Origin of the sequence: Mycobacterium sp. E740 (genome assembly GCF_001672895.1) — a bacterium.
In the GTDB taxonomy this organism is placed as follows: domain Bacteria; phylum Actinomycetota; class Actinomycetes; order Mycobacteriales; family Mycobacteriaceae; genus Mycobacterium.
On record NZ_LZKP01000070.1, the window covers coordinates 1 to 11,350 of the forward strand.

Annotated in this window: 14 protein-coding genes; 6 read left to right on the forward strand and 8 right to left on the reverse strand. The window is 68.5% G+C overall.

Annotation, left to right across the window (positions count from 1 at the left end; all coding sequences use genetic code 11):
• Positions 1-207: hypothetical protein (locus A5663_RS23275; protein WP_197503311.1), on the forward strand; the 207-nt coding region annotated here is incomplete at its 5' end.
• Between the two features lie 145 nt (positions 208-352).
• Here A5663_RS23275 and A5663_RS06515 read toward each other — a convergent pair.
• Both A5663_RS06515 and A5663_RS06520 read right to left on the reverse strand, forming a co-directional pair.
• Entirely contained in the window at positions 353-640 is a 288-nt protein-coding gene (locus A5663_RS06515; RefSeq protein ID WP_156744374.1) for a hypothetical protein, read from the reverse strand.
• 374 nt (positions 641-1,014) lie between these two features.
• Positions 1,015-1,623 carry a riboflavin synthase gene (locus A5663_RS06520; RefSeq protein WP_068145550.1) on the reverse strand — a complete coding sequence of 203 codons (609 nt, stop codon included), beginning with the start codon at positions 1,621-1,623 and terminating at the stop codon, positions 1,015-1,017.
• Between the two features lie 78 nt (positions 1,624-1,701).
• On the opposite strand from A5663_RS06520, the gene A5663_RS06525 reads away from it, so the two are divergent.
• Both A5663_RS06525 and A5663_RS06530 read left to right on the forward strand, forming a co-directional pair.
• Entirely contained in the window at positions 1,702-2,403 is a 702-nt protein-coding gene (locus A5663_RS06525) for an LppX_LprAFG lipoprotein (RefSeq protein WP_068145552.1), read from the forward strand.
• A gap of 11 nt (positions 2,404-2,414) precedes the next feature.
• Positions 2,415-3,986, forward strand: coding sequence for an MFS transporter (locus tag A5663_RS06530; protein ID WP_082973955.1), 1,572 nt, complete (start codon positions 2,415-2,417; stop codon positions 3,984-3,986).
• Here the strand turns inward: A5663_RS06530 and A5663_RS23280 are convergent.
• The gene (locus A5663_RS23280) at positions 3,983-4,138 is read right to left on the reverse strand and encodes a hypothetical protein (protein WP_197503312.1); all 156 of its coding nucleotides are present in this window, start codon (positions 4,136-4,138) and stop codon (positions 3,983-3,985) included. The genes A5663_RS06530 and A5663_RS23280 overlap by 4 nt on opposite strands.
• Positions 4,139-4,306: 168 nt before the next feature.
• On the opposite strand from A5663_RS23280, the gene A5663_RS06535 reads away from it, so the two are divergent.
• The 3 genes from A5663_RS06535 to A5663_RS06545 are packed head-to-tail and all read left to right on the forward strand — an operon-like array spanning position 4,307 to position 6,967.
• Positions 4,307-4,861, forward strand: coding sequence for a type 1 glutamine amidotransferase domain-containing protein (locus A5663_RS06535; RefSeq protein ID WP_197503313.1), 555 nt, complete (start codon positions 4,307-4,309; stop codon positions 4,859-4,861).
• 46 nt (positions 4,862-4,907) lie between these two features.
• Positions 4,908-5,957 (forward strand): ABC transporter permease, encoded by a 1,050-nt coding sequence (locus A5663_RS06540; RefSeq protein ID WP_068145554.1) that lies wholly within the window; start codon positions 4,908-4,910, stop codon positions 5,955-5,957.
• Complete coding sequence (locus A5663_RS06545; protein WP_068145557.1) at positions 5,957-6,967, forward strand: ATP-binding cassette domain-containing protein; 1,011 nt, start codon at positions 5,957-5,959, stop codon at positions 6,965-6,967. The genes A5663_RS06540 and A5663_RS06545 overlap by 1 nt, the downstream gene beginning before the upstream one ends.
• Here the strand turns inward: A5663_RS06545 and ribD are convergent.
• From ribD to A5663_RS06570, 5 genes are all read right to left on the reverse strand, one after another.
• Entirely contained in the window at positions 6,954-7,955 is a 1,002-nt protein-coding gene (gene ribD, locus A5663_RS06550; RefSeq protein WP_068145559.1) for a bifunctional diaminohydroxyphosphoribosylaminopyrimidine deaminase/5-amino-6-(5-phosphoribosylamino)uracil reductase RibD, read from the reverse strand. The two genes, A5663_RS06545 and ribD, sit on opposite strands and share 14 nt — an antisense overlap.
• Positions 7,952-8,629 (reverse strand): ribulose-phosphate 3-epimerase, encoded by a 678-nt coding sequence (gene rpe, locus A5663_RS06555; RefSeq protein WP_068145562.1) that lies wholly within the window; start codon positions 8,627-8,629, stop codon positions 7,952-7,954. Before rpe ends, ribD begins: the two co-directional genes overlap by 4 nt.
• Before the next feature lie 4 nt (positions 8,630-8,633).
• Entirely contained in the window at positions 8,634-10,001 is a 1,368-nt protein-coding gene (locus tag A5663_RS06560; protein ID WP_068145567.1) for an RsmB/NOP family class I SAM-dependent RNA methyltransferase, read from the reverse strand.
• Positions 9,998-10,927 carry a methionyl-tRNA formyltransferase gene (gene fmt, locus A5663_RS06565; RefSeq protein WP_068145570.1) on the reverse strand — a complete coding sequence of 310 codons (930 nt, stop codon included), beginning with the start codon at positions 10,925-10,927 and terminating at the stop codon, positions 9,998-10,000. Before fmt ends, A5663_RS06560 begins: the two co-directional genes overlap by 4 nt.
• Positions 10,928-10,968: 41 nt before the next feature.
• Positions 10,969-11,350 (reverse strand): LemA family protein (locus tag A5663_RS06570; RefSeq protein ID WP_068145579.1); only part of this gene is annotated, 382 nt, incomplete at its 5' end.

The window sequence follows — 11,350 nt, forward strand, 5'->3', positions numbered from 1 at the left end:
GTGCGCGATCAGATCAACACGGCCCGCACCACCTTCAAGACGGGGTTGGGGGAGTTGAAGTCTGAACGTCGCGAGGCGAAGCAGGCGGGCAAGGACGCCGTCAACGCGGTCAAAGAGCAGATGCGCGACCTGAAGAAGGATTTCCGCAGCGATATCCGCGACATAAAGCACGGTACCGGCGGCGGCCAAGGAGGCCCTCCCATCTAATCGATGAGGAGAGCTCTTCGGTCGAACGTATTCGCGGCTACAACGCGTCAAGCTGGCCGGTTATGTTGCACTTGAGTACAGCGTTCAGTTCGTTCCTAGCCGCCAAATATGTCGAACGGTTGCTCAGCCCGGAAGCCGGTTCAGCCTAGGGGCCGCGTTTGATGTCGCGGATCTCGCTCTTGAACTCTTGTTTGTAGTCGCGGATCTGCTGCTTGACCTCGTTGACGGCGTCCTTGCCCGCCTGCTTCGCCTCGCGACGTTCAGACTTCAACTCCCCCAACCCCGTCTTGAAGGTGGTGCGGGCCGTGTTGATCTGATCGCGCACAACGCTGCCGCTACCGCCTGGTGGGCCGCCGCCACTGCCGCCGTCGCCGCCGGGTCCCTCCCCGGGTTCGGTCGCGTGCGCCACAGCGGCTAGGGCTGTGGCGGTCATCGGGGAGAACAGCAGAACGCCCGCGCCCACAGCCGCCCCTACTGCTCTACGCCCACGCCGCGAGGGCTGTTCCTCGTGCTTACCCATCGATTTCTCCCCAAAGTGCTGTCAGGTAATTCGCTGACTCAGGTCAGTTCGTCAGCGAATTTCTGCTTACTCACTGTGCCGGATGTGAGAGCCCTGTTTGCTCCCTGCCACGAGGACTCGACAGCAACGCTACGTTCTCGCTAGCAAAAAGGAATCAGGGGTTTCCCTACCATCCACAAACCGGGGGACAGAGTTCGGCAACCGCTGCGCGCCCACCGGGCTAGTCGGTCGCTCGGGCGGGTTGGCCCCACACCGCCCTCCCAATCGAGCGCGACCTGTTCGGCGTTTCAGCTGTTCCTGTACGGATTCTGAGAAAGCAGCCGTTCGACATATTTCGCGATCACGTCGACCTCGAGGTTGACGCGCGTGCCGACCTCGGCGCGGCCGAGCGTCGTGAGGTCGAGGGTCGTCGGGATCAACGACACCTCGAACCAGTCATGCCCGAGGCCGGAGACCGTCAGCGACACCCCGTCGACGGTGATCGAGCCCTTCTCGACGACATAGCGGGACAGTGCCGTCGGCAGGGCGACGCGCACCAACACCCACCGCTCCGACGGCGTGCGCGCGACGACGTGGCCGGTCCCGTCCACATGCCCCTGCACGATGTGTCCGCCCAGTCGGCTGTTGATCGCCGCCGCACGCTCCAGGTTGACCGGGCTGCCCACCCCCACGCCACCAAGGCTCGACCGGTCCAGCGTCTCCCCGATCACGTCGGTGGTAAACACGCCGTCGGGCCTCACCTCGACGACCGTCAGGCACACGCCGTTCACCGCGATCGAGTCGCCGTGACGGGCATCCGACGTCACGACGGGGCCGCGGATGGCGAGCCGGGCGAAGTCGCCGAGTTCCTCCTTGGCGACGACCTCGCCGACCTCTTCGACGATTCCGGTGAACACGACGCCAGACTATCCAGATCGCCGCTGCGCGCGTCACGCCCGCCGGGTCCACGCGGCCGCACCCTCTACGATGCAGTCATGCCCAAGCGCCTCTTGCTGATCGTCGCCACGCTCGCCGCCGCCATCGCCTTCCTCGCGGGATGCTCGAAGTCGGATGAGTCCACCGAGAACCTTCCGGATGCTGCGACCCTCCTACAGCAGTCGAGCCAGACCACCAAGACCCAGACAAGCGCCCATATCAAGCTGACGGTCGACGGCAAGAACGAGAAGCTGCCGATCGAGATGCTGGAAGGCGACCTCAGCAACGCCCCGGCCTTCACCGCCCAAGGCAAAGTCAACCTGCTGATGATGGGCCAGCGCCTCGAAGGCGTGGAGTTCAAGGTCGTCGACGGCAACCTCTACGCCACGCTGACCCCGGGCGCCGCCTTGTCGAACTTCGGCCCCGCCGCCGACATCTACGACGCCTCGCTCATCCTCAATCCGCAGACGGGTGTGGCCAACGTGCTGGCCAACTTCTCCGACCCGAAGGCCGACGGCCGGGAGACGATCAACGGGGTGCAGACCGTGCGCATCACCGGCAACGTCAGCGCTGATGTGGTGAACAAGATCGCACCGCAGATCGCGGCCACCGGTCCGGTGCCCGCCACAGCGTGGATCGCCGAGGACGGCGATCACAAACCGGCCCAGATCAAACTGCAGACCCAGCCGGACTCGAGCGTCACCATGGCGTTGTCCGAGTGGGGCAAGCCCGTGACCGTCGCCAAGCCGCCCGCGGCCTGATGTCGGCTTCAGTGCAGGCCACGGATAGCGGAACCGCTGCGACGACGACGTCGAACCGCCGCATCGCGATCAGCGCGGGTGGCCTCGCAGTGCTGCTCGGCGCGCTCGACACGTACGTCGTCGTCGCGATCATCCGCGACATCATCGTCGACCTCAGCATCCCCGTGAACCAGCTGCAGCGGGTGACACCCATCATCACGTGTTATCTGCTGGGCTACATCGCGGCGATGCCGCTGCTGGGCCGCGCCTCCGACCGGTTCGGACGCAAATTCATCCTGCAGCTGAGCCTGGCCGGCTTCGCGGTCGGTTCGGTCGTCACCGCTCTGTCGAACGACCTCGTTCCGATGGTGATCGGGCGCACGATCCAGGGCGTCGCCAGCGGTGCGCTACTGCCGGTCACGCTGGCGCTGGCCGCTGACCTGTGGGCCACCCGCAACCGGGCGTCGGTGCTGGGCGGCATCGGCGCCGCCCAGGAGCTGGGCAGCGTGCTGGGCCCGCTCTACGGCATAGGCGTGGTCGCGGTGCTGAGCACATGGCGCGACGTGTTCTGGATCAATGTGCCCTTGGCGGCCGTCGCGATGGTGCTGATCCATTTCAGCCTGCCTTCGCGGCTCAAGTCCGAGGACCCCGAGAAGGTGGACGTGGTCGGCGGCGTGCTGCTCGCCGTCGCACTCGGCCTGACGGTGATCGGGCTCTACAACCCGGCGCCGGACGGCCGCAAGATTCTGCCGAGCTACGGGCTGCCGGTGCTCCTGGCCGCGACGGTGGCGCTCGTGGCGTTCTTCGTCTGGGAACGGTTCGCACGCACACGGCTGATCGAGCCCGCCGGCGTCCACTTCCGGCCGTTCCTGGCCGCGCTGGGTGCATCGCTGTGTGCGGGTGCGGCCCTGATGGTGACGCTGGTCAACGTCGAGTTGTTCGGGCAGGGCGTGCTCGGCAAGGACCAGAACGAAGCCGTTTTCCTGCTGCTGCGCTTCCTGATCGCGCTGCCGATCGGCGCGGTGATCGGCGGTTGGATCGCGACCCGGATCGGTGATCGGGCGGTGGCCTTCGCCGGTCTCCTGGTCGCCGCAGGCGGCTACTGGCTGGTCTCGAACTGGGGCGTCGACGTGCTGTCCGCCCGCCACGACCTCGGCTTCGTCGGCTTGCCGGTACTCGACACCGACCTCGCCATCGCCGGTGTCGGGCTGGGGTTGGTGATCGGCCCCCTGACCTCGGCCACGCTGCGGGTGGTGCCGCCCGTCCAGCACGGCATCGCTTCGGCGGCCGTCGTCGTCGCCCGCATGATCGGCATGCTGATCGGCCTGGCCGCGCTGACCGCTTGGGGACTGTACAAGTTCAACCAGTACTTCCAGGAGCGCCTCGACGCCTTGCCGGCGCCGACCGCGACCAGCCCCGGCGGCCTGATGGCCGCGCAGGCCGCGCGGTTGGCCCGCGCGACGGTGGAGGCCTACACCATGCAGTACGGCGTCATCTTCCTGGCGACCGCTGTCGTGTGCGTCGCCGGTGCGCTACTCGGACTGCTGATCAGCGGCAGGAATGAGCACGCCGACGAAGTCGCCGTCGAGGCGGCGGACCGCTAGCAACGCTCGAGGCCCGGCCGCAGCAGCGCGGGCTCGGCCGGTCGCACGGCCTCTTCCTCCGGAGGTTGGCCCCGGAAGGTGTCGCAGATCAACGCTGCGATCGTTCGGGGATCCATCGGGCGGTTGCTGAGCCAGTCCTGCAGTGCAGTCATGGTTCGTCCTTTGTTCGCTCACCAGCGCGCGAATCGTCGGTGAAAGCGCGATTACCGCGGACCGCATCGGGGTCCACTTTGGTACGAGTGTACCGACGTGAGCGTCCTGTTTGCCCCTTCCCACGCCGGGTATGCGTGCCCAGACGACTACGTAGACGGAGAAAGCTGATGGCAAGTGCACTGACCGGCAAGAAGATTGCATTCCTGGTCGCGCCCGAAGGCGTCGAACAGGTCGAGCTGACCGAACCCTGGAAGGCCGTCGAAGAGGCCGGCGGAACCCCGGAATTGGTGTCGACGGAGGTCGGAAAAGTTCAGGCGTTCAACCATCTGACCCCGGCCGACACCTTCCAGGCCGACAAGTCCGCCGATTCGGTGTCGGCAGACGACTATGCCGGCCTGGTGCTGCCGGGAGGTGTCGCCAACCCCGACAACCTGCGCACCGACGCCGCAGCGGTCGCGCTCGCCAAAGGCTTCTTCGAGGCGGGCAAGCCGGTCGCGGTCATCTGTCACGGCCCGTGGACACTCGTCGAGGCGGACGTGGTGCGCGGCCGCACCATGACGTCGTGGCCGAGCGTCAAGACCGACCTGATCAACGCGGGCGCGAACTGGGTTGACGACGAGGTGGTCGAATGCTCCTGTGGGCCAAACACTTTGGTGTCCAGCCGCAAGCCGGACGATCTGGCAGCGTTCTGTAACACGCTGGTGAGCGCCTTCGCCAAGTAGGCCAAACCCGGCCCACCGACCGACACCCCTGGGTAACGTCGCCGACATGCTCACCGCTGCCCTGCGCGACATGCAGTGGAGAAGGCGACGTTTCGCCATCGCGGTGTTGTCCACAGCGATCATCTTCGGAATGACCCTGGTTCTGACCGGGTTGGCCAACGGCTTTCAGACCGAGGCCCGACGCACGGTCGACTCACTCGGCGTCGACCAGTTCGTGGTCAAGGCCGGCGCGTCGGGTCCCTTCGTGGGGGCGACGCCCTTCGCGCCAGTCGAGTTGCGGCGCATCGCCGGCGCGCCGGGCGTGGATGCGGCCGCTCCCCTCGCCTATGCCGGGGGCACCGCGACTGTCGGCGACGCGACCCGCAACGTCGACATCTTCGGTGCGCCGCAACGCGGGCCCGGAATGCCGCCGGCGACACAAGGCCGCGCACCCGCCAACCCGGACGAGGTGATGGTGTCGAGCACCCTGGGCCGAAACGTCGGCGACGAGGTCGAGATCGCTTCGCGCAAGCTGCGCGTCGTCGGCCTCGTGGAGAACTCGACAGCACTGGCGAACCTGCCCAACGTCTTTCTGACCACCGAGGGCGCCCAGCGGCTGGTCTATGGCGGAGAGCCCTTGGTCGCCTCCATCGGGGTTCGCGGATCCCTCGATCGGGTGCCGAAGGGATATCGCGTGGTGGACCGCGCCGGAGCCATCGAGGACCTGCTGCGTCCGCTGAAGGTGGCCGTCAATTCGATCACCATCGTCGCGGTGCTGCTGTGGATCGTCGCGGCGTTGATCGTGGGATCGGTCGTCTACCTCTCCGCGCTCGAGCGGCTGCGGGACTTCGCCGTCTTCAAAGCCATTGGGGTGCCGACCCGTTCGGTGATGGCCGGACTGGCGTTGCAGGCCGTCATCGTGGCGTTGCTCGCCGCCTTGGTCGGGGCGGGGTTGTCGCTGCTGCTCGGCCCGTTGTTCCCCATGCAGGTCATCGTGCCGACGCAAGCGTTCGTCGCGCTGCCGGTGATCGCGGTGGTGATCGGTCTGATCGCGAGTGCGGCCGGACTGCACCGCGCAGTGGCCGTCGACCCGGCGCTCGCGTTCGGAGGCCCGTGATGGGGGATCTGTCGATCCAGAACCTCGTCGTCGAATACTCCAGCGGCGGTCATCCGGTGCGGCCGATCGACGGCCTCAACCTCGATGTCGCAGCGGGTTCGCTGGTCATCCTGATGGGACCCAGCGGATGCGGGAAGACGACGCTGCTGTCCTGCCTCGGCGGCATCCTCCAACCCACAAGCGGGACAATCAAGTTCGGCGACGTGGACGTGACGTCGTTGAGCGCCAAGGAGCTTCAGACGTACCGGCGCGAGACGGTGGGGTTCGTCTTCCAGGCGTTCAATCTCGTGCCGAGCCTCACCGCGGTCGAGAACGTCGTCGTCCCGCTGCGCGCCTCGGGCATGTCGCGCCGTGCGTCGCGCAAGCGCGCCGAACAGCTGCTGGCGCGCGTCGGATTGGAGGACCGCCTGCATCACCGGCCCGGCGACCTCAGCGGCGGTCAGCAGCAGCGGGTGGCGGTGGCTCGCGCGATCGCGCTGGACCCGCCGTTGATCCTGGCCGACGAGCCCACCGCGCATCTGGATTTCATCCAGGTCGAGGAGGTACTCAAGCTGATCCGCGAACTGGCGTCGGGACCGCGCATGGTGGTCGTGGCGACGCACGACAGCCGGATCCTGCCGCTGGCCGATCGCGTCGTCGAGATGGTGCCCGACTTCGCGTCGGTGGACCGCCCGCCCGAAACCGTCGAACTCGAAGCGGGCGACGTGCTCTTCGAGCAGGGCACGATGGGCGACCTGATCTACGTTGTGACCGAAGGTGAAATCGAGCTCGTGCGTGCGCTTCCCGGCGGCAGCGAGGAGACGCTGAAGGTGGCGGGCAAGGGCGACTACTTCGGTGAGATCGGCCCGCTGTTCCACCTGCCGCGGTCGGCGACGGCGCAGGCACTCAGCGACTCCACCGTGGTGGGTTATCCGGTGCAGGCGTTCCGCGAACTGCTGGGGTCGGCCGGCGTTCGCGAACTCATCGAGCACCGCCCGCTGGCCGCGGAGGAATCAGCTACGCCGGAATGAGGCTGAGCAGCACGTCCGGCCCGATCGGCTCGATCCCGTCGAACCGCCACCGCTGGGCGTGCGCGATGCTCAACACCCCGACGTCGTCGACGGCCGTGATCGGACCACCGAGCAGGATCGGCGCGACATAAGCGAGAATCCGGTCGATGACGCCGGCACGCAGGAACGCGCCCGCCAGGGTGGGGCCGCCCTCGAGCAGCACGTCGGTGCGGTCGGACAGCGCCTTGATGACTTCATGCGGGTCGTGGGTGCGAATCACCATCGTCCGCGAGTCGTCGTTGAGAACCTTTGACTCCTGGGCGATCTCACGCTCGCCGACGACGACGCGCAACGGCTGGCGCTCGGCCAGCGTGCCGTCGGGCAGGCGTGCGGTGAGCGCCGGGTCGTCGACGAACACGGTGCCGGTGCCCACCACGATCGCGTCGGCGACGCCACGCCTGCGGTGGACGTCCGCACGCGCGGCCTCGCTGGTGATCCACTGGCTGCTGCCGTCCGCCGCAGCGCTGCGCCCGTCGACGCTGGTCGCGAATTTCCAAGTCACGTGCGGTGATCCGGTGCGCTGCTTGTGCAGCCATTCACGCAGCGGGCCACCCGCCACCGCGTCGGCGAGCACACCCCCCATTACCGACAGACCGGTGGCGCCAAGGCGGGCGGCGCCGCCGGCCGCGACGGGGTTCGGATCGGCGACCGCATAGGCGACCGCCGAAACACCCGCTGCGACAAGGGCATCCGCACACGGTGGGGTGCGGCCGTGATGGTTGCACGGCTCGAGCGTCACCACCGCAGTGCCTCCGGCGGCACGTTCGCCCGCTCTGCGCAATGCGAGCACCTCGGCATGCGGGCCACCCGGCGGTTCGGTCGCGCCCACACCGGCAACCTCACCGTCGCAATCCAGGATCACCGCTCCCACGGGAGGATTCGGGTAGGTCGCGCCCTTGACCTTCTCGGCCTGCTGGATCGCCAGCCGCATCGCGGCCTCGAGGTTCATGGCCGAAGATGTTTGGATGCGGCGGCGGCTTGGCGGCGCAACGATTCCACCGCCGCGGCGGGATCTTCTGCGCTGTAGACGGCCGACCCTGCGACGAAGCAGTCCACCCCCGCCTCGGCGGCCTGCTCGATGGTGTCGGCATTGATGCCGCCGTCGATCTCGACGACGATCGTCAGCTCGCCTGCGTCGACCAACCGCCGTGCCGTGCCGACCTTGACCAGCACCTCGGGAATGAACTTCTGGCCGCCGAAGCCCGGCTCCACCGACATGATCAACAGCGTGTCGAACTCGGGCAGAATCTCCAGGTACGGCTCCAGCGGGGTGCCCGGCTTGACCGAGAGCCCCGCCTTGGCGCCGGCCGCGCGGATGTCGCGGGCGACGCCGACGGGGTTGTCGGTGGCCTCGGCGTGGAACGTCACGTTGTAAGCGCCGGCTTCGGCGTACGGCGGCGCCCACCGATCGGGATTGTCGATCATCAGGTGGCAGTCCATCGGGATGTCGGTCACCTTCAGCAGCGACTCGACGACCGGCTGTCCGATGGTCAGGTTCGGCACGAAGTGGTTGTCCATCACGTCGACGTGCAGCCAGTCCGCGCCCTGCACCGCACCGGCTTCGTCGGCGAGCCGGGCGAAGTCGGCGGCCAGGATCGACGGCGCGATAAGGGGTCCAGCCATGCGGCTACCCTACTTTGAGCGCGGCGGCGAACATCGCGTCGGTGCCGTGCCGGTGCGGCCACAGCTGCACGTAGGGCCCGTCGCCGAGATTGTCGACCGGCTCGAACAGCGGCCGGGTGTCCAGCGCGGTGACCGGGTGGCGGCGAAGCGCGTCGGCGACGACGCCGACGGTTTCGGCAAGGTGCGGTGAGCAGGTCGCGTACAGCACCACCCCGCCCGGGCGGGTCAGCCGGATCGCCGAAGCCAGAAGTTCGCGCTGCAGTTTGGCCAGCGGCGGCACGTCGCCGGGCCGGCGTCGCCACCTGGCCTCCGGTCGGCGCCGCAACGCCCCCAGCCCGGTGCACGGGGCGTCCACCAGCACCCGGTCGAAGCCGGGCTCGAGCCCAGGTTCGCGGCCGTCGACGCGCAGGACGTCGACCGGTAGCCCGCGGGTGTTCTGCTCGACGAGGTCGGCGCGCGCGGGTGCGGGTTCGACGGCGGTCACCCGGACGCCGTCGCCCAGCGCGGCCAGCATCGCGGTCTTGCCGCCGGGCCCCGAGCACAGGTCCAGCCATCGGCCGCCGTCGTCGCCGTCCAGTTCGGCCAGGGTGAGCGCCCGGGCCACGAGCTGGCTGCCCTCGTCCTGCACAAGCGCGACGCCGTCGCGAACCGGCTGAAGTCGGCCCGGGTCGCCGCCGGCCAGGTACACGACGTACGGCGAATAGCGGCCGGCCGTCCCGTCGACCTGCGTGGCCAGCTCGGCCGCGGTCAGCACGCCGGGGCGGGCCGCGAGATGGACCGCCGGCCGGTCGTCGTCACTGGCCAGCAGTGCATCGAGCTCGCCGGCGTCGGGGCCCAGCGCGTCGGCGAACGCCTGCGCGATCCACCGTGGATGCGCATGGACAAGCGCCGCATGGCCGATCGGATCGGTGTCCGCGTCCGGCGCGATCTCGGCGAGCCAGGACTGCTCGTCGCGCGACGCGATGGTACGCAGCACTCCGTTGACGAATCCCGCTCGGGCGGAGTCGAATTCGATGCCGGCCTGCTCCACGGTGGTGGAGACCGCGGCGTGCGGCTCGACACGGGTGCGCAGCAGCTGGTAGGCGCCGAGCCGCAGCAGGTCCAGCAGTACCGGGTCGATACGCTCGGGCGGCCGGCCGGCCGCACGGCTGATGACGGCGTCGAGCAGACCTGTCGTCCGGCATGCTCCGTAGGCGAGTTCGGTGGCGAAAGCGGCGTCGCGGCCCGTGATTCCGCGGTCGCGCAGGATCGCGGGCAGTGCGAGGTTGGCGTAGGCGTCCTTCTCCGAGACCGCGCGCAGCACATCGAACGCGGCGCGCCGCGCCGGGTCGAGTGGTTTGCGACGTTGTGTGCGCTTGGGCGGCTTGGTCATTCGGCCCGCACCGTGTCGTCGAGGCGAGCGCCGCGAGCCCAGTCGGCGGCGTTCATCGGCTTCTTGCCGGGCGGCTGCACGATACCGAGCAGCACCGGTGTGGACGCTGTCCCCACGCGTACTCCGGTGCGATCTGCCCGAATCGCGCCGGGGACCAACGGTTGTGCTCCATCGTCGATGGTGACCGGTCCGACTTTCACCCGCAGATCGCCGATCATTGTCCACGCGCCGGGATTCGGCGTCACGGCGCGGATTCGGCGATCCACCGCGTGGGCCGGCAGATCCCATCTCACCCGCGCTTCCTCGACGGTGATCTTCGGCGCGGTCGTCACGCCGTCAGACGGCTGGGGCACCGAGACGAGCGTCCCGTCGGCGATCCCGTCGAGCGTCACTTCCAGCAGCCCCGCACCCGAAATCGACAGGCGTTCAAGTAGATCGCCCGCGGTGTCGGTCGGCCGGATGGTCTCGGTGACGACCCCGTAGACCGGCCCCGAGTCGAGTGCGGGTTCGATCTGGAAGGTCGTCGCGCCGGTCACGGTGTCACCGGCGGCGATCGCGGCCTGCACCGGCGCCGCGCCCCGCCAGGCGGGCAGCACCGAGAAGTGCAGGTTCACCCAGCCGTGCTCGGGCACCGCCAGCAGCGGCTCGCGCAGCAGCGCACCGTAGGCGACGACGGCGCAGCACTCCGGGCCCAAGCCGGTCAGCTCGGCGACGAACTCCTCGGAGTTCGGTTTGGCCGGCCTCAGCAGTGGGATGTCGTGCTCGAGTGCCAGCCGGGCCACCGGCGACGGAGCCGGCTTTCCGCGTCGTCCCGCAGCGGCGTCCGGACGCGTCAGTACCGCGACGACGTCGTGACGCGGTGAGTCGATGAGTCGGCGCAGTGACGGCAGGGCGGGCTCCGGGGTGCCGGCGAAGACGATGCGCACCGCGCCAGTGTAGAGACGGCGTCCGGGCGACGTGTCCGCGCTCAGCGCGGCGTCTGGTAGTACTCCCGCTCGGAGACACCGGTCATCGGTGCGACGAACATCCACGGGATCGTCGTGACCAACCGGTTCAGCGTGGCGACCGAGTCGTTGTAGTACTGGCGCGCGAACGCCAGCTTGTTCTCGGTATCGGCGAGGTTCTCCTGCAGGTTCAGGAAGTTGTTCGACGAGTTCAGCTGCGGATAATCCTGTCCGAGCGCGAGCAACGGGACCAGGGCGGTGTCGAGGTCCTTCTCCGCTGCACTGCGCTGCGCCACCGATTTTCCGGCCGTCGCCGACGTCACGGCCGCGCGAGCGTTGGTGACGTGGTCGAGGATCGCCTTCTCGTGGCCGGCGAACGTTTGCACCGTGTGCACCAGGCTCGTC

What these genes read in the sequence shown, in the direction of transcription:
- A5663_RS06515 (WP_156744374.1), bottom strand. Translation starts at nt 640, where the DNA reads ATGACCGCCACAGCCCTAGCCGCTGTGGCGCACGCGACCGAACCCGGG.
- A5663_RS06525 (WP_068145552.1), top strand. Translation starts at nt 1,702, where the DNA reads ATGCCCAAGCGCCTCTTGCTGATCGTCGCCACGCTCGCCGCCGCCATC.
- A5663_RS23280 (WP_197503312.1), bottom strand. Translation starts at nt 4,138, where the DNA reads ATGACTGCACTGCAGGACTGGCTCAGCAACCGCCCGATGGATCCCCGA.
- A5663_RS06535 (WP_197503313.1), top strand. Translation starts at nt 4,307, where the DNA reads ATGGCAAGTGCACTGACCGGCAAGAAGATTGCATTCCTGGTCGCGCCC.
- A5663_RS06540 (WP_068145554.1), top strand. Translation starts at nt 4,908, where the DNA reads ATGCTCACCGCTGCCCTGCGCGACATGCAGTGGAGAAGGCGACGTTTC.
- A5663_RS06545 (WP_068145557.1), top strand. Translation starts at nt 5,957, where the DNA reads ATGGGGGATCTGTCGATCCAGAACCTCGTCGTCGAATACTCCAGCGGC.
- ribD (WP_068145559.1), bottom strand. Translation starts at nt 7,955, where the DNA reads ATGAACCTCGAGGCCGCGATGCGGCTGGCGATCCAGCAGGCCGAGAAG.
- rpe (WP_068145562.1), bottom strand. Translation starts at nt 8,629, where the DNA reads ATGGCTGGACCCCTTATCGCGCCGTCGATCCTGGCCGCCGACTTCGCC.
- A5663_RS06560 (WP_068145567.1), bottom strand. Translation starts at nt 10,001, where the DNA reads ATGACCAAGCCGCCCAAGCGCACACAACGTCGCAAACCACTCGACCCG.